This is a genomic window from Belnapia sp. AC561 (genome assembly GCF_979252845.1).
This window is the reverse complement of record NZ_CEEDBP010000012.1, coordinates 81,371-107,826: the sequence shown is the minus strand read 5'-3', so window position 1 is coordinate 107,826 and position 26,456 is coordinate 81,371. Positions and strand designations below refer to the sequence as shown.

The window sequence follows — 26,456 nt, the reverse complement described above, 5'->3', positions numbered from 1 at the left end:
CGCTATTCCGCCGGCACCGGGCGTGCCGGCTTCACCTGGCGAATGGCGAAGGCGCGGACTTCCTCCATCGCCAGATAGATCACCGGCGTGGTGTAGAGGGTGATCACCTGGCTCAGCAGCAGCCCGCCGATAACCGAGACGCCGAGCGGCAGCCGCAGCTCTGAGCCCGTACCGCTTTCCAGCACCAGCGGCAGCGCGCCGAGCAGCGCGGCGAGGGTCGTCATCATGATGGGCCGGAAGCGCTTCAGGCTGGCCTCGACGATGGCCTCGCGCGGGGTAAGGCCATGGTCACGCTGCGCCTCCAGCGCGAAGTCGATCATCATGATGGCGTTCTTCTTGACGATGCCCATCAGCAGCACGATGCCGATCAGTCCGACGACGGAGAGGTCGAGGCCGAAGAGCTGCAAGGCCAGCAGCGCGCCGATGCCGGCGGAGGGCAGGGTCGAGAGGATGGTGATCGGATGGATCACGCTTTCGTACAGCACACCGAGCACGATATAGATGACGATGAGCGCGGCGAGGATGAGCCAGGGCTCGCCTTCCAGCGAACGCTGGAATTCCGCGGCATCGCCGGCGAAGCTGCCGCTGATGGTCTCGGGCATGCCGATCTCGGCCTCCGCCGCACGGATGGCGGCGACGGCATCGCCGAGCGAGGCGCCATGGGCCAGGTCGAAGCCGATGGTCACGGCGGGAAACTGGCCCTGCTTGGTCACCGTCAGCGGCCCGGCGCCGCGGCCGATGCGGGCGATCTCGTTCAGCGGGACCTGGGCGGTGCCGGTGCTGGTCGCCGGCGTGCCCTGGGCGGTCGCCTGCTGGCCCGCCGTCGCCGGCACCCGCAACATGCCGATCATCTCCGGATCGTCACGGATTTCCGGGGAGGCTTCGAGCACCACGCGGTACTGGTTGTTCTGCGCATAGATGGTGCTGATCTGGCGCTGGCCGAAAGCGTCGTACAGCACGTCGTCCACGGCCTGCATGGTCACGCCGAGCCGGCCGGCGAGGTCCCGGTCCACGTCCACGGTGACGCGGATGCCGCCGTCGCGCTGATCGGAGGCGAGGTCGCGCAGGATGGGCAAGGTCCCGAGCTTCGCTTCCAGCAACGACGCCCAGCGGCCAAGCTCGACCGGGTCCGGGTCCATCAGCGTATACTGGAACTGGGTACTGCCGGGGCGGGCGCCGATCTGGATATCCTGCACCGGCTGGAGATGGACGGTCACGCCGGCCAAGGCATCCAGCTTCGGCTGCAGCCGGGTGATAATGGCCCGCACATCCGCCACGCGCTCGTCGCGCCGCCGCAGCACCGCGCTGATGCGCCCGGTATTCTGCGCCGCATTCACCACGCCCGCACCGACCACGGAGGCAACGCCGGTGACGTCCGGGTCAGCCCGGATGATTGCTGCCACGGCCGCTTGCAGGGAGGACATCCGGCCGAAGGAGACATCGTCAGGCGCCTCGACCGTTGCCACCAGCAGGCCGGTATCCTGCTGCGGCAGGAAGCCCTTGGGCATGGTGACATACATCCAGACCGTGCCGGCGACGGTCAGCATCGCCAGCAGCAGCATCAGCCCCTGATGCCGCAGCGCGACATGCAGGCTGCGGCCATAGGCATCGCGGCTGGCATCGAAGAAGCGCTCCGTCGCCCGGCTGAGGCGGCCGGGCTGCGTCGCGGCATGGGGACGCAGCAAATAGGCGCACATCATCGGCGTCAGGGTGAGGGAGACCACCATCGAGACCAGCACGGCGATGGTGAGCGTCAGCGCGAATTCCTGGAACAGCCGCCCCACGACGCCGGGCATGAAGAGCAACGGGATGAAGACGGCGATGAGCGAGACGGTCAGCGAGACCACGGTGAAGCCGATCTGCCGGGCGCCCTCATAGGCAGCCTCCAGCGGCTTCCTTCCTTCTTCGATGAGGCGGACGATATTCTCAATCATGACGATGGCGTCGTCGACGACGAAGCCGGTGGCGATGGTCAGCGCCATCAGCGAGAGGTTGTCGAGCGAGAAGCCGCAGAGCGCCATGACGCCGAAGGTGCCGATGATGGAAAGCGGCAATGCGACGCCCGGGATGACGGTGGCACGCAGGCTGCGCAGGAAGACGAAGATCACCGCGACCACCAGCACCACCGCCAGCGCCAGGGTGAACTGCACGTCGTGGACCGAGGCCTGGATGGTCTCGGTCCGGTCGGCGACCACCGCCAGCCGGGCACCTGTCGGCAGGCCGCGCTGCAGGACGGCAAGCTGGCCGCGGATCTCGGCCACGGTATTCACGATATTCGCCCCGGGCTGGCGCTGGACATCGATGAGGACGGCGGGATGGCCGTCGTACCAGGCACCGGTCAGGGTATTCTCCAGATCCTGCACCGCGGTCGCCACGTCGCTCATCCGCACCGGGGCGCCGTTGCGCCAGGCGACGATGAGATGGGCGAAATCCTCCGGCCGGGTGATCTGGTCGTTCGCCATGACCGCACTGGCCTGGCGCGGGCCGTCGACGCTGCCCTTCGGCGTATTGACGTTGCCTGCGGAGACGGTGGTCCGCACATCCTCCAGCGAGAGGCCATAGGCGGCCAGCCGCACCGGATCCGCCTGCAGCCGCACCGCCGGGCGCATGTTGCCCTGCACCAGCACACGGCCGACGCCGCTCACCTGGCTCAGCCGCTGGCCGAGCAGCGTATCGGCCGCATCCGAGAGCCGGTAGATCGGCAGCGTCTCCGAGGTGAGCGCCAGGGTGATGATCGGCGGATCGGCCGGGTTCACCTTCGCATAGGTCGGCGGATACGGCAGGTTGGAGGGCAGGGTGCCCCTGGCCGCGTTGATCGCCGCCTGCACGTCCTGCGCCGCGTCGTCGATGTTGCGGCCGAGGTTGAACTGCATGGTGATGCGGCTGGTCCCCGGGCCGCTGGTCGAGACGATATCCGTGAGCCCGGCGATCTGCGCCAGCTGCCGCTCCAGCGAGGCGGTTACCAGCAGCGCCACCGTCTCCGGCGAGGCGCCGGGCAGGCTGGTGGTCACCTCGATGGTCGGGAAATCCACCTCCGGCAGTGCCGAGACCGGCAGCCGGAGGTAGCCCAGTACGCCGCAGAGCAGCACCGCGATCGACAGCAGCGTCGTTGCGATAGGGCGGGCGATGAAGGGGGCGGAGATGTTCACGGCGTCGGCGCAGCCGCCGGCGGGCCGGCATCGGCGGCCTGGCGCGGCCGCATCCGGCGCTGGCCGGGCGCGGGTGCATTGCTCGGCGCCGCCTCATCGGTCGGGATCACCGTGGCCCCGGCATTCAGCCGCAGCGCGCCGGAGGTGACCACCTTCTCGCCCGGCTCGACGCCGCGCCGCACCACCGCCTCGCTCGAGGTCAATACACCGAGCTGGAGCGGCCGCTGTTCCACCGTCTGGTCGCCCTTGAGGACGAAGGCATAGGCGCCATCCGGGCCGCGCTGTACCGCGACCAGCGGCACCGTCACCGCATTGGGCACGGTATCGATCCGCAGCCTGACGGAAACGAAGGCGCCGGGCCAGAGGCGGCCATCCTCGTTGCCGAAGGTCGCCTTCAGCTTGATGGTGCCGGTGGTGGCATCGACGGCGCTGTCGATCGTCAGCAACTCTCCCATGATGGGAGCTGCATTGCCGGCGCCACCGCCGGCCGGCCGCAAGGCCTGCACCGCCACCGTGCCACGCCCGAGTGCTTCCAGCACCCGGCCGATCTCCTGCTGCGGCAGGGTGAAGGTCACCGCAATGGGCTGCAATTGGGAGACGGTGACGATGCCCGTCGCATCGCCGGAGCGCAGCAGGTTGCCCTGATCCACCAGCCGCAGCCCCACGCGGCCATCGATCGGCGAGCGGATGGTGGTGAAGGAAAGCTGGGTCCGGGCGCTGTCGATCAGCGCCTGGTCGGAGGCGACCACCGCCTCATACTGCGCCACCGTGGCGCGCTGGGTATCCTGCTGCTGGCGGGAGACGCCTTCGTTGCGGGCCAGGGTGGTATAGCGCTGCAGGTCGAGCCGGGCATTGGCCAGCAGCGCCTCATCCTGCGCCTTCTTCGCCACCGCCTGGTCCAGCGCCGCCTGGTAGCTGCGCGGGTCGATCCTGGCCAGCAGGTCGCCCTTCTTCACCATCTGGCCTTCGCGGAAGGCGATCTCGGTGAGCTGGCCATCCACCTGGGCCCGGACGGTGATGGTGTTGAAGGCCTGCACCGTGCCGATCGCATCCAGCATGATGGGCACGTCCTGCCGCTGTGCCGGCACCACCGTGACCGGCACGGGGGCACCCCGGGCGCCACGCGCGCGCGGCGCCTCCGCCGTGGTCGTCTGGCGCCCCTTCCAATAATACCAGGCGCCGGCACCGGCACCGCCGAGCAATCCGAGGGCCAGCAGGATGATGAGGAAACGGCGCATGGATGATCGGCACCCTCAGGAGAATGGCCAGACTGTTACGACCGGAAGGCCGCGTCCCCATGGGGACCGCGGGTGACGAACTGCAACCTCACACCCCCGGCGTATTCCAGCCGCCGCCCAGGGCGCGGAACAGGCCGACGGCCGCCTGCAGACGCGCCAGCTGGGCATTGGCCAGGGTGGTGCGGGCGGAAAACAACGTTTGCTGCGTATTCAGCAGGGTGACGAGGTCGATGGTGCCGGCCTGGAGCTGGGCCTCGCTGATACCATAGGCACGTTCCGCGGTGCGGACCGCGATCGACTGCAGCCGTTCCTGTTCCGTCGTCTGCCGCAGCGCAACCAGGGCATTCTCGGTATCGACCAGGGCATTCAGGATGACGGCGCGGTAGTTGGCCAGCAATTCCTCGGCCCGGGCTTCGTTCACCCGCACCTGGCCGCGCAGCGCGCCGCCATGGAAGATCGGTTGGACCAGCCCACCGACAAGGCTGAAGATGACGGAACCCGGCCGCAGCAGATTCTCGAGTGCCAGGCTGCTAAATCCACCGGTGCCGGTGAGCGTGACCGACGGCAGCAGCGCTGCCCGGGCGACGACGATATTGGCATTGGCCGCCGCCAGGGTGGCCTCGGCCGTCAGCACGTCGGGCCGGCGCGCCAGCACATCGGCCGGCAGGCCCGGCGTCACCACCGGCACATCGAGCCGGTTGAAGACACCACCCTCGACCACCAGCGTCTCGGGCGGCCGGGCCACCAGGGTGCCGAGCGAATTGCGGTTCTGCTCCACCTGCTGGACCAGCGGCGGGATCTGCGCCTGCTGCTGCGCCACCACGGTTTCCTGCTGGGCAAGGTCGAGGCCGGTGCCGGTGCCGACCGCGACCCGCTGGCGGATGACCCGCAGCACGCGGGAGGCGATGTCCAGGTTCTGCTGCTGGATCGCCAGGGTTTCCTGCGCCGAGAGGATGGCGAAATAGGTATTGGCGACCGAGGCCTGGGTGGTCAGCGTCACCGTGCCGGCATCGAAGCGGGTGGCGGAGACGGATTGCTGGGCGGCTTCCACCTGGCCACGGTTCTTGCCCCAGAAATCGATCTCGTAGCTGGCCGAGAGGCTGAGCTGATCGTTCGCGGTGACGCGGAGCTTGGTGGTCCGCCCGATGCCGGTGACCGAGGCGGCGGAGACGCCGCCGCTCTGCTGCCGGGTCGCCCGCGTGGTGAGATCGACCGTCGGCAGCAGGGTGGAGCCGGCGATGCGCAACTGGCCATCGGCCTGGCGGATACGGGCGACGGCGGCGGCGATGTCGTTGTTGGCCGACATCGCTTCCGCCATCAGCCCATCCAACTCCGACGAGCCGAAGCCGCGCCACCAGGCGGGATCGGGCCATTGCACCGCCAGCGCCGCATCCACCGCCGCCAGCCGCCCGGGCAGGCCGATGCCGGAGGAGGTGCCGGGCGGGGTCAGCCAGGCGCAGCCGCCGAGCAGCAGCGCCGCGGCGGCGGGTACCGCGCGACGGAACAGGGGAAGGGTCATCGTCAGCCGCCCGGCCGGCGTGCGGCGGCGATCTTGGCGCGACCCTCGGCCGAGACGGCCCCCAGCGCATCCGCCAGGGTATCGCCGAAGGCGGCATTGAAGGCGGTCATCCGGCTGGACCATTCATGCAGGGCGGCCCGCAGCGCTTCCGGGTCGTAGGGGGTGCGGCGCATCACCGCATCCACCTCCGCGCTGGCGGCGCGCATGCTGGCCAGCGCGCCGGCATAGCGGTCCCGCTCGGTGGCCAGGACATCGCGGAAGCGCGGCCGGTCGGCCTCGGGCAGGGCCGCCTCGATCCGCCCGACCATCCGGTCGAAGCCGCGGGCGCCGCGGTTCGGCGCGCCCGGACGCCAGAGCATCAGTCCGCCGAGCACGAGGTTCAGGACAAGCGAGGCACCCAGGACGGCGGCCAGCACGGTGCGGCCGGACAGGCGAGGCATCAGAAAGTTTCTCCGGCCAGGGGCAAGGTCTGCAGGGGACCGAATGGATCCTCGACCGCCGGTTTCGGCGGCGAGAGGCTGAGCCAGAGCGCGCAGGTCGCCATCGCCGCAAGGGCACCCCAGCCGGCGGGAACGGCCGGGCGCAGGGCCGCGCGCAGTCGATCCAGCGGGTTGAGCGATGCCGGCAGCGGAGCGCGGGCGATACGCCGGGCGACAGAGTCCCGCAACCTGGCGACGGCGGCGGGGCTGGGCTGGGCCAGGTCCTGGCGCAGCCGGGCATCCAGGGCCACGGCACTTGTCAGCATGGCACGGGCCTCGGCAGAGCCGGCCAAGAGCCGGGCGCCCGTATCGCGCTCCGCTGCCGGCCAGCGTGCCAGCAGCGGACCATGCCGGTCCAGCAGCAGGGCGAAATGGGCGAGGCTCATGTTCGTGCCGCGGCTTGTCGTCATGACCCCTCCAATCGGCTGCGCAGCAGCAGCCTCGCCCGCCGCAGCAGGCCCTCCAGCGCACGTTCGGAAATCGACAGGGCGGCCGCTGCCTCGGCACCGCTCAGCTCCTGCTCATAGGCCAGGGCGATGGCGGCGCGTTGGCGCGGCGGCAGGCCAGCGAGCGCGGTGGCGAGCGCGGCCCGGGACTGGGCGGCGACGGCCGCCGCCTCCGGCCCCGGACTCGGATCGGCCAGCTCGGCAGCGGCATCCAGTCCGGAGGGCGGAAAGGGACTGCGCCGCCGGGTCCGGTCGATGGCGAGGTTCAGCACGATCCGATGCAGCCAGGTGCTGAAGCGTGCGCGCGTGGGGTCGAAGCCGGCGGCGGCCTGCCAGGCGCGCAGGAAGGCTTCCTGGGCAACCTCCTCGGCTTCCGCCGCATCGCCCAGTACCCGCAGCGCCAGCCGCAGCGCCCTTTCGCCGTGCCGACCGACAAGGCTATCGAAGGCGGCCCGGTTGCCGGCTGCTGCCTGGGCCATCAATCCGGCATCGGTCGTTGCCTCGTCCGTCATCGGGCGCGGCACGGCGGGATTGCGCAGCCGGGCGGGCGCGGCATGCGGCGGCAAGGTGAGGGCGAGGATATTCTGCATCGGGGCGATGGCGCTGATACGCAGCGGGACCCGCGAGCCCACGCTGCTTTCCGCCGCGTTCGGAGCGCGCTATCCGATACCTCCACCCAGGCCTGCATGCGCTGGCCGTAGCCCAACCGCAAATCCCGCGGCAAGTGACACAATGTGATCGTAGCGAAGCCTGTGCCCCTCAGGGGGCCGGGAAGGGCGCCGGGGTGCGGCCCATGAGCCAGTAGGAGACCAGCCCGACCCATTCGCGGACGCCCCATTCGAATTCCCGCAGCCGCTCGGGGAAGGAGGCATCCAGCCGCGCCGCCGCGGTATTGCCGGTGCGGTAGTTGACCGGCCAGGGAATGATCTCCCAGCCGGCCTGCCGGAAGACGCCCATGGCACGGGGCATATGGCTTGCCGAGGTGACCAGCAGCCAGGTCTCGCCCGGCTTCGGCTGCACCAGCCGATGGGTCAGCACCGCATTCTCCCAGGTATTGCGCGCCTCCCGCTCGAGCACCATGCGGTCGGCCGGTACGCCGAGGTCGCGCCAGAGCGTCGCGGCCACATCCGCCTCGGTGACCCCGCCATGCACCAGGGATCCCTGGCCACCGGTGAAGACGAGCTTCGCTTCCGGGTGGCGCCGCAGTAGGGCCACCGGCTCGGTCATCCGCTCGGCCGCGCCGTTCAGCGCCGGGATGCCGCGGGCCTCGGTCAGGTTCTGCTCCACCGCCCCGCCGAGAACGACGACGCCGGTGATATGGGCCGGCTCCATGGCCGGACGGGGGAAACGGTCCTCCAGCGGCTGCTCCACCCACTGGTGCAGCGGCAGCAGGTTCAGCAGGACGAAGAAGCCCAGCCCGGCCAATGCCGGCCAGCGCCCCCAGCGCCGGCCGCGCCACAGCAGGGCCAGGCCGAGGCAGGCCAGCAGCAGTGCCGCCGTACCCGGCCGGGCCGGGATCCACAGCAGCTTGGAGATCACATAGGTGACGTCTTCCATCGCCTAGAGCTCCAAGATGCGACCGGGGTGCAGCCGGCCTCGGGCGAGATCGGCCAGGGCCAGCATATTGCCGCAAAAGCGGCCCCAGCGATCGGCCCAGGGTTCGGGGAAGGGGCTGCGCGCCAGGTTCATCGCGCAATGCCGGGCCATGCTGCGCAGTGCCCGGTTCCAAGGATAGGTGCCCTTGCGGGCGAGGTAGATGGAATTGGCGATCTGCGAATAGCCGAGCTTCAGCCCGGGCGTCCGCCCGACCTTGGTGCCGAGGTGGACGCCGCGCGCTCCGGCCAGCCGCAGGATGGAACCGTGGCGGCCGAGCAGGCGGGTGACATCGAGATCCTCGTACCAGCCATAGGCCGGCAATGCCTCATCCACCCGGATGCCATGGGTGCGGACGGTCGCCATGCGGAAGGCCATGTTGCAGCCATAGCCGTTGAAATGCGGCATGGCGGCAGCGGGATCGGCCGGCGGCGCATCCGCGGCCAAGATCGACCGGCCCTCCGGCACGGTGATGCCCGGGCCGGTCGCGCCATCGGCAACGACGGTGCCGGTGGTGACCACCACCTCGGGCCACGTGGCGAAGGCCGCCTCGGTCACCGCGCAATACCCGGGCGCCGCCAGGAAGTCGTCGTCGAGGAAGAGCAGAAGGTCGCAATCCGCGACGGCATCCATGATGGCATTGCGTTGCCGGGGCAACCCGGCCGGGGCGGTCAGGTATTCGATTCCGGGTAGCGGCGTGCCGATATCCTCAGGCCCGACGTGGCAGACCAGGATGCGGTCCGGGGCCCGGGTCTGGCGGCGGAGCTCCAGCAGAATCTCTCTCAGGATCGCCGGGCGGCCGCGTGTCGCGATGCCGATGGCCAGCCTCATCGCGGCGCCTCCGGCACGGCGCGCAGCGGCAGGCCGGCAGTCGGCGAGGGGGTCAGGAAGCCGGCGAGGCGCCCGCGGAAGGTCGCCCAGTAATAGCGTGCTGCCAGGCCCCGCAGCCGAAACACGCTGAGCACCACGCCGCCCAGCGGCCGGAAGAAGAAGGGCAGCCAGACCGCGGCCGGCACCGCATGCCGCCGCAGCACGAAGCCCATGCCCCGACCATAGAGCCCCGCCCGTTCCACCGCGACCGGCGTCAGCCGCTTGTCGGGATGCACGATCCGCAGCGCAGGTTCGTAGCGCGCCGCATGGCCAGCCTCGATCGCCCGCAGCACGAGGTCGTTGCCCTCGGCCGAGCCGAATGGCGTGCCCGGCCCGAGCCGCTCATCGAAGCCACCCAAGGCCAGAGCCAGCGGACGGCGAAGGAAGAGGTTGAACTCGATGACGCTGGTCCAGACATTGGCTGAGGTGATCGGCCCGGCCTCCTTGCGCCACCGGCCGGAGCCCAGCCCGCCCTCGGGCGAGGCCGCCGGCCCGGTCAGCACCGCCAGCCCGCCATCCTCTTCGAAAGCCGCGGCGACCTGGGCCAGCACGCCATGCGGCAGCAGGCAATCGTCATCGGGAAAGCCGACGATCTCGCCGCGTGCCAGCGCCAGCCCCAGGTTCCGCGCGTGGCAGGCATTGGCCACTGCGGAGCGATGCCAGAGCAGCGATAGCCGGGTCTCATAGGCCGCGACGACGGGGGCCAGCCGGTCGTCGCTATTCTGGTCGACGACGATCACCTCCAGTTCTGCCTGTTGCGCCAGCAGGCTCTCGAACAGTTCGGCCAACTCGCGGTCCCGCCCGCGCGTGGCGACCACCAGGGAGAAGATCACGGCAGCAACGCCTCGACATGCGCCCGCATGCGGTCGCGGAAGGCAGCCTCGGAGAAGCGCATCGCATTGGCACGGCAGGCGGCAGGGTCGATAGCCATGCCCTCGAATTGCCCGACGGCGGCGATGATGGCCTCGGCGGTCTGCTGGTTGAACAGGACGCCGGTCGGGGTTGTGCCGGTCTGAACGATATCCCGTGCGCCGCCGCGGCCGAAGGCAATCAGCGGCGTGCCGCAGGCCTGAGCCTCCACCATGGCAATACCGAAATCCTCCTCCGCCGCGGCAAGCACGGCCCGCGCCGTCCGGGTCAGCGCAACCAGCTCGGACTGCGGTACCTTGCCACGGAACGCGATGTTCGGCGCGCCGGCTGCGGCGGCCCTTGCAAGGGCTTCGGAAGGGCCATCCCCGGTCACCACCAGTTGCCGCTCCGGCATGCGGCGGAACGCCTCCACCACCAGCTCGACCCTTTTGTAGGGCACCATGCGGGAGGCGATGAGGTAATGCCCCGCCTGCTGCCCGCCCAGCCCGAAGCGAGTCACGTCGACCGGCGGGTGGATGACGGTCGCGTCACGCCGCCAGACCTTGCGGATGCGCTCGGCGATGTAGCTGCTGTTGGCGATAAGGCTATCCACCCCCGCCGCCGAGCTGCGGTCCCAGAGCCGCAGCCGGTGGAGCAGCCAGCGGGTATAGGCGCCCTTCAGCCCGGTCTCCATCCGGGCCTGCCGCAGGTACTGGTGCTGCAGGTCCCAGGCATAGCGCATGGGGCTGTGGATATAGCTGACGTGCAGTTGCCCCGGCCCGGTGAGCACCCCCTTGGCGACGGCATGGGAGGACGAGACCACCAGCGCATAGCCCGAGAGGTCGAGCTGTTCGATGGCCAGCGGCATCAGCCCGAGGTAGTTGCGGAACATCCGGCGCGCGAGGGGCAGCCGCTGGATGAAGCTGGTCGTGACGGTGCGGCCGCCGAGGAAGCCGCGCTCCGCCGGCGGCAGGAAGTCGCAGACGGCGAAGAGATCGGCCTCCGGCCAGATTGCCAGGAATTGTTCCAGTACGCGCTCGGATCCGGCGTAGCTGTCCAGCCATTCATGGACCAATGCGACCTTCATGACGCATTCCCGGGCAGCAGTGCCACCAGCCGTTCCGCCGCGGCCCGCCAGGAGAACCGCTTGGCGCGGGCCAGGCCACGGGTTCGCAGCGTCCCGGCCAGCCCGGCTTCGTCCAGCAGGCGGGCCAAGGCGTCCGGCAGGCGGCGGGGGCCGTCGTTGTCGAACCACAGCGCCGCATCGCCGCAGACCTCGGGCACCGCAGCGGCATCGGCCGCGATGACCGGGCAGCCGCAGGTCATCGCCTCCAGCGGCGGCAGCCCGAAGCCTTCGTAGCGGGAGGGAAAGACCAGGCAGAAGGCGGCCTCGTACAAGGCCCGCAACTCCGCATCGCTCACCCGGCCGAGCGGCACCACCGCCTGGCCGGCAGGGTCGCCGCCCTGGCGGAAGACCGCCGCATCCGTCGCCCCCGCCACTGCCAGCACCAAGCCCCGCGAGGCCAGCATCGCCTGGGCCTCGGCGAGCCCAGCGAGACCCTTGTGCGCGGCCTTGGTCCCGACGACGAGGGCGAATCGCCCCGGTACCAGCCCATGCCGGGCCAGCACGGCGGTATCGGCGGCCTCCCGCAGGATATGCTCGCCGCCCTCGTGCACCACGCCGATCCTTTCCGGCGCGATGCGGATATTCGCCGCGATCCGCTGGCGGGAAAATTCGGAAACCGTCAGCAGCCGCGTCCCGGCCCGGGGCAGCGCCCAATGCAGGCTGCGGTACCAGGCCTTGAATGCTGTCGAGTAGCTCTCCGGCGTGTCGAAGGCGCCGGCATCATGGATCACCACGGCCTGCGGACGGCCCGGGGCCAAGGGTGCGGTATTGCCGAGGTTGACCAGCACGTGGCGGCGGGCGCGGCTGGGCAATTCGAGCTGCTCCCAGGCCTGCCCGCGCAACCGCCCGAAAGCCTCCTCCGCCAGATGGGTGAAGGGGGAGGGCGGTCCGCCCGCCGGACGCAACAGGCAGGCGCCGGGCAAGCGGCCCTCCGCCGCCATGGCGTCCAGCGCATGGGTAATCTCGGTGGCGAAGCGCTGCACGCCGGTGACGCGCTGCGTCAGGAAGCGGCCGTTGATGGCAATGGGGGTCATGGGGCCTTCGGCCGCAGCAACAGGACTGGGTTGCGAATCATGCTGCCGATCTGGCCACGCTCCACCGGGTCCAGGGTGCGGAAGGCCGCCAGCAGAAAGACGCTGAGGCCCAGCGTCCCGGTCGCCACGAGGCTCGGCAGCCCGAGCATCGGCAGCAGCAGCAGCAGGCCGGCACCGCCCGCCAGCAGCGGCAGCGCCAGCCGCCGTGCCGCCGCCGCCCCCGGCGGATAAAGCCGCGCCACCAGCCAGAGCTTGCCGGCGCAATCCGTCGCCGCCCGTAGGGTCCAGGCGATGGCTGCGCCCTCGATCCCGATCAGGCGGATGAGGAGCACCGCCAGCGGGATGAAGACCAGCGCCTGCAGCAAGGAGAATTTCGCCGTCGCATCGGGCCGGCCGATGGCATCGATCAGGGAACTCGGCGCGAAGGCGACGCAGCTGAAGAAGATGCCGCAACCGAGCCATTGGAGCACGCGGCCGCTGCCCTCGGCGAAGCCCTGGCCGAGCCACAGCCACAGGATTTCCCGCGCGCCACCCACCAGCACCAGGCAGGCCGGCAGCACCAGCAGCATCACCAGAAGCCCGCCCCGCCGCAGCAGCGCCGCGGTCGGCGCCGGTGCGGTGACGAAGGAGGAGGCGAAGGCCGGCAGCAGGGTCTGCGCCACCGCGACCGGCAGGATCCAGACCCGCATCACCAGGTCCAGCGGCGTCGCATAGAAGGCCACCGCCGAAAGGGTGAGGATCGCGCCGATCAGGAAGCGGTCGGCATAAAGCAGCGCCTGGGTCAGCAGGCCGGAGAAGGTCATCCAGCCGCCCAGCCGCAGCAGCGGTACCACCAGCGCCAGCCGCGGCCAGCGCAGCCCGAGCCCCGGCAGCAGCGGCCGCACCAGCCAGATATAGGAGAGGGTATTCGCCAGCCGGCAGGCGACCAGCGCCAGCATCACCCCGATCAGGCTGTCCCAGACCAGCAGCACCAGCACCGGGCCCAGGTAGTAGAACAGGTTGACCGGAATGGTGACGAGATTGGCCGCGCGGAATTTCTGATAGGCCGCCAGCACGCCCCAGAGTGCCGCATTCAGCACTACCAGCGGCGCCGCCGCAGCCAGCACCCGCATGGCGCCGATCGCCTGGTCGCGCAGCCCGGGCGGGACCTGCAGGATGCGGTCCACCAGCACCGGGACAAAGATCCATAGTCCGACGGCGACCAGGATGCTGATGCCGAGCAGGGCACCGATCGCCGCCTCGACCAGCTCGGTCGCATCGGCGTTCTGCCCGGTGCCGATCCGCTCGGACAGCGCCCGGGTCAGCGCCTGGCCGACGCCGAAGTCGAAGACCCCGAAGACGCCGACCATCGCCAGCGCCAGGGTGAACAAGCCCCAGCGGTCGAGTCCGAGCTGATGGATGAGGATGGGGGTGAGAACCAGGGCGAGCAGCAGCGGCAGGCCGCGGCCGAGCCCATTCCACACGACACCCGCGACCATGGTACGGCCGCGGGTGCGGGATTCTGCCGGATTGGCCATGATGTCCTTTGAGCCCGTCCGCGGCGCCGTGCCAGCGCCGCGGCCCAGGGTCAAGTGGTGGTCGGATTCCGAACTCAGTAGGCGCCGCGGCGCAGCAGCACCGCCGCCGGGGTCCGCAACAGGATCCGCAGGTCGGCCATCAGCGAGGGGTTGGTCGCGTAGCGGACATCGAGCGCCACGCGGGTATCGTAGCTGGTGCTCGATCGGCCGCTGACCTGCCAGAGGCCGGTGATGCCGGGGCGGACAGAAAGATAGTGCTCGGCCGCCGCGCCGTAATGCGCCGCCAGCTCCGCGGCAATCACCGGCCGCGGGCCGACCAGGCTCATCTCGCCGCGCAGCACGTTGATCAGCTGTGGCAGCTCGTCGAGGCTGCTGGCGCGCAGGAAGCGGCCGATCCAGGTGATGCGGGGATCATGCCGCAGCTTGCGGGTCGCATCCCATTCGGCCCGCGCCTCAGGGTCATGCGCCAGCAGGGCCTCCAGCCGGGCGGCGCTATCCGTCACCATGGAGCGGAACTTGAGGCAGCCGAAGCGCCGGCCACCGCGACCCACTCGCTCATGCGCGAAGAAGGCGGGGCCGCCATCCATCCGCACCAGCAGCGTGAGCAGCAGGAAGACCGGCAGGGTCATCAGCAGCAGGCTGCCGGCGCCGGCGATATCCAGTGCCCGCTTGAGGGCGGGCTGGGACGTGCGTGCGAGTTGCGGCCTGGCCGGGATCGCCAGCGTGCCAGCGGGGCCGCGTTGATCGAGCAGACCCTGGTAGGACTCAACGCCAAACATGGACGACCTCGACCGATCAAGGGTGCCGGCGCCGGGAAATCGGGACGCCGAATGGTCTGATCCCCGGAGGCGCTATTCGGTCACCGACCGTTTCCCGCCTACTGGGACACTGGAATGATGCGGGAGAGGTCGCGCGGGATTGCGACGTGGTTGCGGCCGGATTGTGGCAGCGCACAATTCCCCAAGCGGAAGCGGGCCTTTGGCCGTGATCTCACGAAGGGGTGATAGGGCCGATTTCAGGCTGCGGTACCCAGGCTGACCTGTCACCAATGAGGCGGTTGAGTAGGTCGCAGCCAATGAACCATGTGCTGGAGATACGACGGGGAGGGTGGCGCGAACAGCCTGGTGCCGCCCCGGGCGGTATCGTGCTGGCCGTCCTGATCTCGACTCTGTTCTGGACTATTTGCCTCAGGGTCGCACTGACAGGCTGACCCCGCGGTTAGTTGGTCGGTGTCTGTACCCGAATATGGATCCGGCCATTGCCGTGATTGAGCGGGCGCGGCACCACCGCACTGATATGGGCGCGAAGGGCCGGTGTTCCGATCTGCAGAAGATCGTCCAGGGCCTCGCGCTCCGCCGGCGGCAACCGGCCAAGCCGTATGCCAGTCGCGGACCAAGCCTCGATGTCGCGGCCACCCCGCAGGATACGCAATTCGACCGCATCACCGACCCGAGGCGCCAATTGCCCAGGGGCCGGATCGGCAGAATCAGTCAGGTAAGTCAGCATGTCGGACTCGGTGCCGACCGGCGCAGGGTACACGATGGTTTCCTTCCTCAGCGTGGCAGCCCAATGCGGGAAGGACGCCTAGCGATCCATCGCAGTGAGATGACACTCCAGCGAACGAAGGAATACCGGTCCTCGAGTTGTAGAAACGTGAATGCCGGAGGCGCGATCGAATCGTTTTAGTCGCGCCAAACGTCATTACGCGATTGGTTGGTCCAGCGTTTCCAGCACCATATCCGCCAGGGCGAGGGACGCGGTGAGCCCTGGGCTCTCGATCCCGAACATATTGACCAAGCCGGGTACCCCATGCGTGGCCGGGCCCTGGATGGTGAAATCCTGGCCGGGCGCGCCTTTCGGGACGATCTTCGGCCGGATGCCGGAATAGCCCGGCGCCAGGGCACCATCCTTGAGGTCAGGCCAATAGCGGCGGATGGCGGCGTAGAAGCTGTCGCCGCGGCGGGGGTCGACCTCGTAGTCGAGGCTATCCACCCATTCCACATCGGGGCCGAAACGCGCCTGGCCGCCCAGATCGATGGTCAGGTGGGTGCCGAGACCGCCTGGCACCGGTACCGGATAGATCAGCCGGGAAAAAGGGTTCTTGCCGGTGAGACTGAAGTAATTGCCCTTGGCGTAATAGGCCGTGGGAATCAGTTGGCTGGGCATTCCCACCAGCCCACGCGCCAATTTTGGCGCATGCAGACCCGCTGAATTGATGAAGCTGCGGCAGCGGAGCGCCATCGGGTCATCGCCGCCGACCTGGATCTCGATGCCGGCCTCGGTCACCCGCCCACCGGTGACCGGCGCGTGAAAGACGAAGATCGCGCCGGCATTCTCGGCATCGCCCTGCAGGCTCAGCATATAGGCGTGGCTGTCGATGATCCCGGTGGAGGGCGAGAGCAGCGCCGCGGTGCAGGCCAAAGCGGGTTCCAGCGCCAATGCCTCCTCCCGCGACAGCAGCCGCAGGTCTGGCACGCCATTGGCCGCGGCCCGAGCCTGGATGGAGGTCAGGCGTTCCGCTTCCTCGGCATCCGTTGCCACGATCAGCTTCCCGCAATTCGCATGCGGCAGGCTGCGCTCCCCGCAATAAGCATAGAGCATCTGCTTGCCGGCGACGCAGGCGCGCGCCATCAGGCTGCCGGCGGGGTAGTAGATGCCGGCATGGATCACCTCAGAGTTGCGGGAGGAGGTCTCGGTGCCGATGCCTTCGGCGGCATCCAGCACGAGAACCTCGCGCCCGGCCAGGGCCAGGGCGCGGGCGACGGCAAGGCCGACAACCCCGGCGCCGGCGACGACACAATCGAATTCTTCCATCGGGCCCCTCAGGCAGGAACCGGGGCGAAGGGCTTCGCCCCGAACGCCTCGGCTATTTTTGGCAGGTAAGCGTTCAGCGGCCTTTGAAAACCGGCTTGCGCTTCTCCTTGAAGGCCATCAGGCCTTCTTTGATGTCCTCGCTGTCCTTAGCGACCTTCATCCGGGCCTCGAGGGCCGGAACGTCCAGCGCCTGATGGCCGATCTCGTTGATCGCCCGCTTGGCGCCCTGCACCGCCAGCGGCGCCAACTCGCCGAGGCGCGCCGCAATGGCATCGATCCGGGTATCGAGCTGGTCGGGTGTCACCAGATCGGTCAGGTAACCGATCCGCAGCAGATCCTCGGAGGATTGCTGCTCGGCGAGCATGAACAGCCGCTTGGCCTCGTTGAAGCCAAGGCGGGAGACGTACCGTCGCAGGCCGCTTTCATAATAATGCACGCCGATCCGCGCCGCCGGCATGAACATCACGGTTGCCGGGGTCACGCCGACGCGGAAATCACAGGCCAGCGCCATATCCGTGCTGCCGCCATAGACCCCGCCATGCAGCCGGGCGATGGTCGGTATCTTGAGCATTTCCAGTCGGTTGACGAAATCCTCGAAGGTCGCGCCCGGCGCGTCCTGGATGCCGCCCTGCACCGCCTGCTGCGCCATGTTCCCCAGATGCGCCCCCGCCGAGAAGGCCTTGCCGGTGGAGGCAATGACCAGGACCCGCACCGCCGGATCGGCCTCGACCTCGCCCAGGATGCGCAGGATTTCGACGATGTCCTCCGGCTGTACCCGGTTCATCACCAGCGGCCGGTTCAGATGCAGCGTGGCACGGCTCCCGGAAATGCTCAGGGTCGGCCGGCTGCCTTCATCCGTTGTCTTGGCATCCGTGGTCTTGGCGGCGGCGCTCATGATTTCCTCCCGGGTCTTGCGGCTTTGTGCCCAGGCGCGGCGGCGGCGGCAAGGGTGCTGGCGGCAAGGGAACTAGCGCCTGGGCCCGGCCGGATGCACCATTGGCCCAACCGACCAGCCAGCCAATGAGGGACGCAGCACCATGGCCGACCTGCCGCAGCATGTGGATATCTTTGAGGAAGGCCCGCGTGAGGGCTTCCAGATCGAACCCGGACCGATCCCGACCGTCGACAAGATCGCCCTGATCGAGGCCCTGGCCGAGACCGGCCTTCGCCACATCCAGATCTGTTCCTTCGTGAATCCGCGCCTGGTGCCTGGCTGGGCCGATGCTGAGGCGGTGGCGGCAGGCTTCCGGCCGAAGGAGGGTGTCCACTACGCCGCGCTTTGGTTCAACGAGAATGGGCTGAACCGGGCCCTGGCCTTTGCCGGGAAGCTGAGCATCGGCGGCTCCATCTCGCTCGCCGCCTCCAATGCCTTCTCCATCAAGAACCTCAACCGTGGCCATGCCGAGAACCTGGAGGCGATGCGCAAGCAAACCGCGGCGCATCAGAAAAATGGGGTCAAGGTGACCCGGGTCGGCGTGATGGCCGCCTTCGGTTGTAACTATCAAGGCGACATCGCGCCGGAGTTGGTGGTGCAGACCGTGGCGGATGGCCTGGCGGTCGCTGCCGAGTTCGGCGAGACCATCACCGATGTCTCGCTGGCCGATACCATGGGCTGGGCGACGCCGATCCGGATCGAGCGTGGCGTGGCCGCGGTACGGGAGCGCTGGCCGGCATTGCGCATCGGCCTTCATCTGCACGATACGCGCGGCCTCGCGGTGGCCAATGCCCATGCCGGGCTGCGGCTGGGGGTGACCAAATTCGACAGTACCGTCGGTGGCCTCGGCGGTTGCCCCTTCGCCGGGCAGAAGGGGGCGGCCGGCAATATCGCCACGGAGGAACTGGCATTGCTCTGCGAGGAGATGGGCATCGATACCGGCATCGACCTCGACGCACTGATCGAGGTGGGGCGGCTGGCCGAGCGCATAGTCGGCCACCAGCTCCCGAGCGAACTGCTGCGGGCCGGCAGCCTGGACGCCTTCCGTCGGAAGGCCGCATGAGCAATCCGCAGCCTCTCAAGGGCCTCAAGGTCCTCGAATTCTCCCATACCATCATGGGCCCCTGTGCCGGGCTGGTCCTGGCCGACCTCGGCGCCGATGTGGTGAAGGTCGAGCCCGCCCCGGCCGGTGATCATACCCGTCGGCTGCCCGGCTTCGCCGCCGGCTTCTTCGCTGCCTTCAACCGCAACAAGCGGAGCCTGGCATTGGATCTGAAAAGCCCGGAGGGCCGTGCTGCCTCGCATCGGCTTGTGGCCCAGGCTGATGTCGTGCTGGAGAATTACGGACCCGGCACCATGGAACGGCTGGGTTGCGGCTGGGAGGATCTGAAGGCCGTCAATCCGCGGCTGGTCTACCTCGCCCTGAAGGGCTTTCTGGCCGGTCCCTATGAGCATCGTCCGGCGCTGGACGAGGTGGTGCAGTTCCAGTCCGGCCTCGCCTACATGACCGGGCCGCCGGGCCGGCCACTGCGGGCCGGTGCCTCGATCATCGATATTCTCGGCGCCGTCTTCGGCGTGGTCGCGGTACAGGCGGCGCTGCGGGAACGCGACCAGACCGGGCAGGGGCAGCGCGTCAGCGGCGCCCTGTTCGAAAGCGCGGTCTTCCTGATGGGCAGCCACATGGCAGGGCTCGCCGCCACCGGCGAACCGCCACCACCCATGCCGGCCCGCCGCGGTGCCTGGGGCATCTATGACGCCTTCCCCACAGCCGGCGACGGCCAGCTGTTCGTCGGCGTCACCAGCGATCAGCAATGGCTGCGCTTCACCGAGGCCTTCGGCCTGACGGAACTCGCGGCCGATGCACGCCTCGCCACCAATGCCCAGCGCAGCCGGGAGCGGTCCTGGCTGATCCCGGCCCTGCAGGAGGTCTTCCTTCATTATCCGCAGGAGGAGGTGGCACGGCGATGCGAAGCTGCCGGCATTTCCTGGGCCCCGGTCGGCAAACCGGCTGATCTGTTCGAGGACCCGCATCTCCTTGCTGGCGGCGGCCTGCTGCAGACCGCCATCTCGGCGCTGGGCGGTGGGGGCGCGCTATTCGGTCTGCCCGCCTTGCCGGTGGAATTCGGCGAGGAGCGCAGCCGCGCCGGCCTTAGCCGCCAGCCGCCCCGCATGGGAGAGCATAACGGCGAGGTGCTGGCCGAGGCGGGTTTCGCGGCCCATGAGATCACCATCCTGGCGGCGTCCGGGGTGATCGTCGCCGCCCCACTCGCCGCCGCTTCGGCCTGACCGAGCCATCTGTCCGTCCCGAGGGAGGCTAAGCCTCCCTCGGGTCTCGTTCAGGTTGCTTCGGCTTCCAGCACGAAAAGCAATACCGAGCGTCCGGTGACGCCATAGGTATCGCCGAAGCTGAAGACCTCCTCCTCGCCCTCGGGCTGATTGGTATCGATCAGCCGCTTCCAGCCCTGGCCCGCCGGGCTCGGCGGCAGGGTGAAGCCTACCAGGTCGTGGTAGGAATTCAGCACCAGCAGCAGGGTCGCGTCGCTGCCCCGCTGGCGGATGCCGGTGGTCTGCGCCCGCCCGTCCATCAGCATCCCGAAGCAGCGGGTGGTCTCATCCTCCCAGTCGCTCGGCTGCATCTCGGAGCCATTGGCGTTGATCCAGGTGACATCCTTGACGTCCAGTTCCTCGTTATAGGCCCCGGTGAGGAAGCGGCTGCGGCGCAGGATGGGATAGCTGCGGCGCAGCGTGGTCAGGCGCTGGACAAAATCGATCAGCCCCTGGCCTTCCTCCTTGATGTCCCAGTTCAGCCAGCTGATCTCATCGTCCTGGCAATAGGCGTTGTTGTTGCCGCCCTGAGTGCGGCCGAACTCGTCGCCGGCCAGCAGCATCGGCGTGCCCTGGGACAGCAGCAGCGTCGCCAGCATGTTGCGCATCTGCCGTTGGCGCAGCTCGTTGATGGCGGGGTCGTCGGTCTCGCCCTCGACACCGCAGTTCCAGGACCGGTTGTGCGAATGGCCGTCGTTGTTGTTCTCGCCATTCGCCTCGTTGTGCTTCTCGTTGTAGGTGACGTTGTCCTTCAGCGTGAAGCCGTCATGGGCGGTGATGAAGTTGACGCAGGCCCAGGGCCGGCGGCCCTGATGCGCGAACATGTCGGCCGAGGCGCAAAGCCGCGGCGCCAGCGCGGCCGCCGAGGCCTCGCCGCGCCAGAAGTCGCGCACGGTGTCGCGGTAGCGGTCGTTCCACTCCGCCCAGCCCGGCGGGAAGCCGCCGACCTGATAGCCGCCGGGGCCGCAATCCCAGGGCTCGGCCACCAGCTTCACCGTGTTCAGCACCGGGTCCTGGCTACAGGCCTTGAGGAAGCCGGACTGGTTGTCGAAGCCATTCGGCTCGCGCGCCAGGATGGTGCCCAGGTCGAAGCGGAAGCCATCGACATGCGTTTCCTGCACCCAGTAGCGCAGGCTGTCCGTCACCATCTGGATGACGCGGGGATGCGAGAGGTTGACCGTATTCCCGGTGCCGGTGTCGTTGATGTAGTAGCGCGGGTTGTCCGGCATCAGCCGGTAGTAGCTGGCATTGTCGATGCCCTTGAAGGACAGGGTCGCGCCGCGCTCGTTGCCCTCGGCGGTGTGGTTGTAGACCACGTCGAGGATCACCTCGAGACCCGCATCGTGGAAGCGGGCCACCATTTCCTTGAACTCGCGCAGGGTCTGCTCGCGTTCCCAGGCGTAGCGCGGATCGGGGGCGAAGAAGCCGATGCTGTTGTAGCCCCAGTAATTCCGCATCCCCTTGTCTTGCAGGTAGTCGTCGTCGATGAAGCTATGCACCGGAAGCAGTTCGACCGAAGTGACGCCGATCGACTTGATGTGCTCCAGCACCTCCTTGGTGAAGCCGGCATAGGTGCCGCGCAGCTTCTCCGGCACCTTGGGGTGCAGCTTGGTGAAGCCCTTTACGTGGGTCTCGTAGAAGACCGTCCGATCCCAGGGGACCGGCTTGCGGTTCGGCTCGCCATTCCAGTTGAAGTCCGGATCGACCACGACGCATTTCGGCATGAACTTGGCGCTGTCGCGCTCGTCGTAGGACAGGTCCTCATCGGCATGGCCGATCGTATAGCCAAATAGGGCGGGGTCCCACTTCAGCTCGCCGGTATGGCCACGGGCATAGGGGTCCAGCAGCAGCTTGTTGGGATTGAAGCGATGCCCGGCATCGGGGGCATAGGGGCCATGGACCCGATAGCCATAGACCTGGCCAGGGCCCAGGTCCGGTAGCCAGCCATGGAAGATCTGGTCGGTGTATTCGGGCAGTTCGATCCGCTCCAGCTCGGTCTGGCCCTTGGCATCGAAGAGGCAGACTTCGACCTTGGTGGCATTGGCGGAAAACAGGGAGAAGTTGACGCCTTTACCATCCCAGCTTGCGCCTCGTGGGTGGGGCAGGCCTTCGCGGATACGGCTTTTGGGAATGGCGGCCACCGATGGTGTCTCCTGGCGTCGGGAATTGCGCGAAGGCAACGGACAGGGCCGCTCGCGGTTTCGCTGCGATGCGAAATCTGCTGCAGCCCGGTCTTGCCGGGCTAGGGCGGCGTCAGATGTTGCCCTGTTCCTCGACCGGCACCGCCTCGTCCGGCTTGTGCAACAAGGCGGTGCATTCCCGCTTCAGGATGCCGCCCTCCAGGCTGATGTCGTCCCGGAAGGCATCGACGACGAAATCGATGGTGTCGAGCTGGTGGCCCTCGAAATACATGTGGTGCACGTCGTCCCGCCCGGCGCCATAGACGATGCGGCCGATCTTCCCCCAGATCGAGGCCATCGAGCACATGCCGCAGGGTTGCAAGGTCGAATAGAGCGTCGCGCCGCGGAACTCGGAGGTGCCGAGCCGTTTTCCCGCCCGGCGCATGGCCACCATTTCGGCATGGGCGGTGGGGTCGTGCAGGATATCCACCTCGTTATGCGCCTCGCCAATGATCTCACCATCCTGGACGATGACGCAGCCGATCGGCGAGGCGCCCTCGGTACGCCCCCCGGTCTCGGCCAGGGCGATGGCGCGGTGCATGAATTCTTCGTCCTGGGTCATCGGCATGTCCTCGGCGCGTCGACCGGCAACTCGATCGGACGTGGCGAGGTGCAACACGGGAGCCGGGCAGGCGGTTGCAGCACGGCAGCAATGCCTCAGCGCGCGCTTCGCCAGGCGATGATCGCGCCCAGTCCCGGCAGCAGTGCCAGCAGCCCGAAGGCGATGGCATAGGAATGCATCAGGGTCACAGCGAAGCCGAACAAGGATGGCCCCACCACCACCCCGGCGAAGGCCACCGCCAGCACGCCGCCCGCCGCATCGCCAGCCTTACCTGGTGCTGCCAGCCGCGCCGCCTCCGCTAGGAGCAACCCGTTCCAGCCGGCCGCGCAGGTGCCGAGCAGGCAGAGCAGGACCACCAGCGGCCCATCCGGCCCGGCCAGGGCCAGCGGTAGCAAGGCCCCACCCAGGCAGGTGGCGATGCCGATGGCTGCCAGGGTCTTCATCCCCGAGCGCCACCAGTCCGCGACGATGCCCCAGGCGATGCGGGCGCCGATCCCGACCCCCTGACTGACCGCCGCGACCAGCCCCGCGGCAACCGGCGCCCAGCCTGCCTCTTCGACGAGCATGGAGACGGTGTAGGAGCCGAGCGCGAGCTGGAAGCCGGAAAATGCCGCGGAAATCAGCGCCAGCCCGGCCAACCCCGGCTGCGTCTGCAACGCGACGAGGCCGCCGGAGGAGCCGCGCCGGATCGGATAGCCAGGCTGCCGATCCGCATCCCAATGCCGGCGGAAGACGCCCATGCCGAGCGCCGCCGCGAGCAGCACCAGCCCGACCGCCACGACCGCCACCCGCCAGCCGAGCCAGAGCGCCGCCCCCGGCAATAGCGCTCCCGCCAGCGCCCCGCCGATCGGCACGCCGGTCTGCTTGATGGCGAAGACGCGGTTGTGCTTTGCCGGGGAGGCCAGTCGCGCCAGCACCTGGGAGGCGGCGGGGTTGGTCAGCCCGTAGCCCAGGCCAATGAGGAAGGAGGCCAGTACGGCGCCGACGAGGCCCGAGGGCATCAGCAGGCAGGCGGTTCCACCCGCCGCCAAGGCCAGCTGGGTGCAGGCGGCCGGCCCCAGCCGCCGCAATACCCCAGCCGAGAGCAGGGAGGTGAATGAGGCCGCCAGGTAGGTGCAAGCCACCTGCCAGCCGACCCAGTGTGGTTGCGCGCCCAAGTCACGCGCGGCGAAGGGCGCCAGGACCGGCAGGACGAATACCGCCAGGGTGGCGAGCGACTGCGCCCCGGTGGTCGCCGCCAGCGCCGCCCCCAGCCTGCCAAGCCCTTTCAAGCCAGCCGGCGCAGGTAGTCCGCGGAGAGCTGGCTCAGGTCGGTGATGCCCAGCATGGCCATGTTCCGGTGGATTTCCTCCCAGAGCAGGGTGATGGCATGGCGCACCCCCGCTTCCCCACCGACCGCCGCAGCATAAAGGAAGGGCCGCCCGACGAAGACAAAGTTGGCGCCGAGCGCCAAAGCCTTGAGCACATCCGTGCCACGCCGGATGCCGCAATCCAGGATCACCGCCATGTCGCCGGCCACTGCAGCGATCTCCGGCAGCACCCGAAGCGGCGCGATGGTGCCATCCAACTGCCGGCCGCCATGGTTCGAGACGATGACCCCGTCGGCACCGCAATCCCGGGCGATCCGCGCATCCTCGGCCGAGAGCAGGCCCTTCACCAGCAGATGGCCGGGCCAGCGCGCCCGGATCAGCGCCAGATGCTCCCAGGAAAGCCCGTCCCGCCGGCCGATCTTGCGGATCAGGTTGGCCGAGAGCACCGGCGGGCCGCGGGTCGCATCCATGTTCTCGAAATGCGGCATGCCATGGTTCTTCAGGGTCCGCAGCGCGGTGCCCAGCAACCAGCGCGGATGGCTGATGCCTTCCCAGGCCAGCCGCAGATTGGGCCGCAGCGGCAGGCTATAGCCGTTGCGGACGTTGTTCTCCCGGTTGGCGGAAACCGGCACGTCGGCGGTCAGCACGAAGGTGTCGTAGCCCGCCGCGGCCACCCGGTCGACCAGCGCCTCGATCCGTTGCGGCTCGCCGGGCAGATAGGCCTGGTACCAGGCGGTTGGTCCTTCGGCTCTCACCTCCTCCAACCGGATGAGGGAGGAGGCGCTGAGGATCATCGGGATCCCGGCCGCCGCCGCCGCCCGGGCGAAGACTAGGTCGCCGCGATAGGCCGAGAGCGCCGAGGCCCCCATGGGTGCGATGCCGAAAGGTGCCGCGTAGCGCCGGCCCAGTAATTCCGTCCCGGTCTGGCGCTGGCTGACATCGGCCAGCACGCGCGGGACGAAGCCCAGTTCCTGGAAGGCGGCCCGGTTGTCGCGGAGCGCCGCGTCGGTTTCCGCCGCGCCGGAGACAAAGCCATAGAGCATCCGCGGCAGGTGCCGCTTCGCCGCTGCCTCGAAGTCGTCCAAGGAGAGGAAGCGTTGCAGCCGGGCCGGTACGGCGGGGGCCGTGCGGGCCTCGGCCATGGTCGGGCCCGGCACGGTGGGGGCCGAGTCCCCCGGAACTTCGCCATCCGGCGGCATGCTCGTTTCCTCTTCCCACAGCGCAGATGCCCAGCGTCGGGCGAAAGCGCCGATGGGTCAACGCATCCCAGTCATGGCGGGAGGTCAGTCGGCATAATCGAAGACCACACGGGTCACCGCGATCGAGAGGACGCGGGCATCGCCGCTGACCCCATCCTCGGCCGGGCTGCCCCCCGCCAGGGCCTGCAGCCGAAGCAGGCGGCAGGGAGCAGCACCACCGGGTGGCGTGATCCGCAGCCGGTAGTGGTGCGCCGCCTGCGGTTCCACCGCGACCAGGCAAGGCTTCGCGTCGAAGCCGGCCTCGATCAGGGGGGCTGGTGCGCCATAGAGATGGGCAATCTCCAGCAGCACGCCGGCGACGGGGCGCAGCGGCGCCGGGTTCCGCAGCAGCCCTTGCAAGGTCATCCAGCGGAAGCCGCCGCCGGCATCCTCCTCCGCGCCATGCCAGCCCAGGTCAAATCCAGCATCTCGCGCTGTCAGCACGGCCTGAGCGCCCAACGCAGGCACGTCGGACAGTACCGGCTCTGGGCTGGTCGCGGTGGCGATCAGGGCGCGCAGCGCCGCCGCCGATCCCTCGGGCGACGTCAGCCGGTCCAGCAGCAGGCTGGCTGCCGCATCGATGAAGGCGTCGATCCTGTCCTGCTGCTGCTCGAACCGCCGGTCGAAGCTGGCCTGCAAGGTCGCCAGTGCGGTCTCACCGGCCTGCTCCAGCCGCTGCAGCCGCGCCTCCAGCACCGCCATGCCATCCTGGCCGGGTAGGGCAGGGGCCCAGGCGAAGCGGGCCAGGGGTGCCTCCAGTCCCGGCATGTGCAAGGCGATGCGCAGCCCATTGCCGGTCAGGTCCGTTGCCTCCAGCGCCAGCGCGAAGCGGAAGGCGCAGCCGCCCTCGGCCAGCGGCACCGGTGCCTCCACCTGCACCGCGCGCGCCAGGGTGCCGTTGATGACCGCATGCAGCACCGGCCGCAGCAGGCCGTTGCGCCGCTCGATCCCGGTGCCGCGCAGCATCCCGTGGTCGAGCCGCAGATCCTCCAGCACCGGCATGGCCGGACCCAGCAGCGCCAGCGCCACCTCCGGTCCGGTGATGGTCCAGGGGGCAGCCAGTTCTGGCCCCTCCGATGCGGTGGCCAGCCGGATCAGCGCCGGCAGCGGTACGCAGGGGAGGCGGTCGATTGGCAGGTCCAGCATCGCTTCCGCGGCGATACCCTGGCCGAGCGCCAGGTGCCCGACCTCGATGCCGCGGCACCAGGCGTGCAACACCGCACCTGGGGCGCAATCCCGCAATGCGCGCAGCCGGAGCCCGGACGGCCCTGCA

The 26,456-nt window shown here is 69.1% G+C and carries 23 protein-coding genes; 2 read left to right on the top strand and 21 right to left on the bottom strand.

The features are described 5' to 3' along the window. Window positions 1-2: 2 nt before the first annotated feature. From AC0IW9_RS12465 to AC0IW9_RS12390, 16 genes are all read right to left on the bottom strand, one after another. A complete protein-coding gene (locus AC0IW9_RS12465; RefSeq protein WP_471648571.1) occupies window positions 3-3,149 on the bottom strand; it encodes an efflux RND transporter permease subunit in 3,147 nt (1,048 codons plus the stop codon). Beyond that, window positions 3,146-4,387, bottom strand: a complete 1,242-nt coding sequence (locus tag AC0IW9_RS12460; RefSeq protein WP_471648570.1) for an efflux RND transporter periplasmic adaptor subunit — start codon at window positions 4,385-4,387, stop codon at window positions 3,146-3,148. The genes AC0IW9_RS12465 and AC0IW9_RS12460 overlap by 4 nt, the downstream gene beginning before the upstream one ends. Window positions 4,388-4,475: 88 nt before the next feature. Further along, entirely contained in the window at window positions 4,476-5,906 is a 1,431-nt protein-coding gene (locus AC0IW9_RS12455) for an efflux transporter outer membrane subunit (protein WP_471648569.1), read from the bottom strand. Window positions 5,907-5,908: 2 nt separating this feature from the next. Then, window positions 5,909-6,346 (bottom strand): periplasmic heavy metal sensor, encoded by a 438-nt coding sequence (locus AC0IW9_RS12450; protein ID WP_471648568.1) that lies wholly within the window; start codon window positions 6,344-6,346, stop codon window positions 5,909-5,911. Beyond that, complete coding sequence (locus tag AC0IW9_RS12445; protein ID WP_471648567.1) at window positions 6,346-6,795, bottom strand: hypothetical protein; 450 nt, start codon at window positions 6,793-6,795, stop codon at window positions 6,346-6,348. The genes AC0IW9_RS12450 and AC0IW9_RS12445 overlap by 1 nt, the downstream gene beginning before the upstream one ends. After that, window positions 6,792-7,463 carry an RNA polymerase sigma factor gene (locus AC0IW9_RS12440; RefSeq protein ID WP_471648566.1) on the bottom strand — a complete coding sequence of 224 codons (672 nt, stop codon included), beginning with the start codon at window positions 7,461-7,463 and terminating at the stop codon, window positions 6,792-6,794. Before AC0IW9_RS12440 ends, AC0IW9_RS12445 begins: the two co-directional genes overlap by 4 nt. A 127-nt stretch (window positions 7,464-7,590) precedes the next feature. After that, window positions 7,591-8,388, bottom strand: a complete 798-nt coding sequence (locus AC0IW9_RS12435) for a YdcF family protein (RefSeq protein ID WP_471648565.1) — start codon at window positions 8,386-8,388, stop codon at window positions 7,591-7,593. Between the two features lie 3 nt (window positions 8,389-8,391). After that, on the bottom strand, window positions 8,392-9,255 hold the full coding sequence (locus AC0IW9_RS12430; RefSeq protein ID WP_471648564.1) for a glycosyltransferase family 2 protein: 864 nt from the start codon (window positions 9,253-9,255) through the stop codon (window positions 8,392-8,394). Then, window positions 9,252-10,127, bottom strand: a complete 876-nt coding sequence (locus AC0IW9_RS12425) for a glycosyltransferase family 2 protein (RefSeq protein WP_471648563.1) — start codon at window positions 10,125-10,127, stop codon at window positions 9,252-9,254. The genes AC0IW9_RS12430 and AC0IW9_RS12425 overlap by 4 nt, the downstream gene beginning before the upstream one ends. Beyond that, on the bottom strand, window positions 10,124-11,230 hold the full coding sequence (locus AC0IW9_RS12420) for a glycosyltransferase (protein ID WP_471648562.1): 1,107 nt from the start codon (window positions 11,228-11,230) through the stop codon (window positions 10,124-10,126). The genes AC0IW9_RS12425 and AC0IW9_RS12420 overlap by 4 nt, the downstream gene beginning before the upstream one ends. Then, window positions 11,227-12,303 (bottom strand): glycosyltransferase family 4 protein, encoded by a 1,077-nt coding sequence (locus tag AC0IW9_RS12415; protein ID WP_471648561.1) that lies wholly within the window; start codon window positions 12,301-12,303, stop codon window positions 11,227-11,229. The genes AC0IW9_RS12420 and AC0IW9_RS12415 overlap by 4 nt, the downstream gene beginning before the upstream one ends. Then, complete coding sequence (locus tag AC0IW9_RS12410) at window positions 12,300-13,820, bottom strand: flippase (protein ID WP_471648560.1); 1,521 nt, start codon at window positions 13,818-13,820, stop codon at window positions 12,300-12,302. The genes AC0IW9_RS12415 and AC0IW9_RS12410 overlap by 4 nt, the downstream gene beginning before the upstream one ends. A 74-nt stretch (window positions 13,821-13,894) precedes the next feature. Next, window positions 13,895-14,599 (bottom strand): sugar transferase, encoded by a 705-nt coding sequence (locus tag AC0IW9_RS12405; RefSeq protein ID WP_471648559.1) that lies wholly within the window; start codon window positions 14,597-14,599, stop codon window positions 13,895-13,897. 439 nt (window positions 14,600-15,038) lie between these two features. Then, window positions 15,039-15,359: a hypothetical protein gene (locus AC0IW9_RS12400; RefSeq protein ID WP_471648558.1), complete on the bottom strand. Its 321-nt coding sequence runs from the start codon at window positions 15,357-15,359 to the stop codon at window positions 15,039-15,041. 162 nt (window positions 15,360-15,521) lie between these two features. Then, complete coding sequence (locus AC0IW9_RS12395) at window positions 15,522-16,634, bottom strand: NAD(P)/FAD-dependent oxidoreductase (RefSeq protein ID WP_471648557.1); 1,113 nt, start codon at window positions 16,632-16,634, stop codon at window positions 15,522-15,524. A 73-nt stretch (window positions 16,635-16,707) separates the two neighbouring features. Then, complete coding sequence (locus AC0IW9_RS12390; RefSeq protein ID WP_471648556.1) at window positions 16,708-17,529, bottom strand: enoyl-CoA hydratase/isomerase family protein; 822 nt, start codon at window positions 17,527-17,529, stop codon at window positions 16,708-16,710. 142 nt (window positions 17,530-17,671) lie between these two features. On the opposite strand from AC0IW9_RS12390, the gene AC0IW9_RS12385 reads away from it, so the two are divergent. After that, window positions 17,672-18,631 carry a hydroxymethylglutaryl-CoA lyase gene (locus AC0IW9_RS12385; RefSeq protein ID WP_471648555.1) on the top strand — a complete coding sequence of 320 codons (960 nt, stop codon included), beginning with the start codon at window positions 17,672-17,674 and terminating at the stop codon, window positions 18,629-18,631. Beyond that, complete coding sequence (locus tag AC0IW9_RS12380) at window positions 18,628-19,854, top strand: CaiB/BaiF CoA transferase family protein (RefSeq protein ID WP_471648554.1); 1,227 nt, start codon at window positions 18,628-18,630, stop codon at window positions 19,852-19,854. Before AC0IW9_RS12385 ends, AC0IW9_RS12380 begins: the two co-directional genes overlap by 4 nt. Window positions 19,855-19,904: 50 nt before the next feature. Here the strand turns inward: AC0IW9_RS12380 and glgX are convergent, their stop codons facing one another. From glgX to AC0IW9_RS12355, 5 genes are all read right to left on the bottom strand, one after another. After that, window positions 19,905-22,025, bottom strand: coding sequence for a glycogen debranching protein GlgX (glgX, locus tag AC0IW9_RS12375; protein WP_471648618.1), 2,121 nt, complete (start codon window positions 22,023-22,025; stop codon window positions 19,905-19,907). Window positions 22,026-22,146: 121 nt separating this feature from the next. Beyond that, window positions 22,147-22,635 (bottom strand): nucleoside deaminase, encoded by a 489-nt coding sequence (locus tag AC0IW9_RS12370; protein WP_471648553.1) that lies wholly within the window; start codon window positions 22,633-22,635, stop codon window positions 22,147-22,149. A 95-nt stretch (window positions 22,636-22,730) separates the two neighbouring features. Then, a complete protein-coding gene (locus AC0IW9_RS12365) occupies window positions 22,731-23,906 on the bottom strand; it encodes an MFS transporter (RefSeq protein ID WP_471648552.1) in 1,176 nt (391 codons plus the stop codon). Beyond that, complete coding sequence (locus AC0IW9_RS12360) at window positions 23,903-25,144, bottom strand: alpha-hydroxy acid oxidase (RefSeq protein WP_471648551.1); 1,242 nt, start codon at window positions 25,142-25,144, stop codon at window positions 23,903-23,905. Before AC0IW9_RS12360 ends, AC0IW9_RS12365 begins: the two co-directional genes overlap by 4 nt. A gap of 84 nt (window positions 25,145-25,228) precedes the next feature. Beyond that, entirely contained in the window at window positions 25,229-26,401 is a 1,173-nt protein-coding gene (locus AC0IW9_RS12355; protein ID WP_471648550.1) for a hypothetical protein, read from the bottom strand. Window positions 26,402-26,456 lie beyond the last annotated feature (55 nt).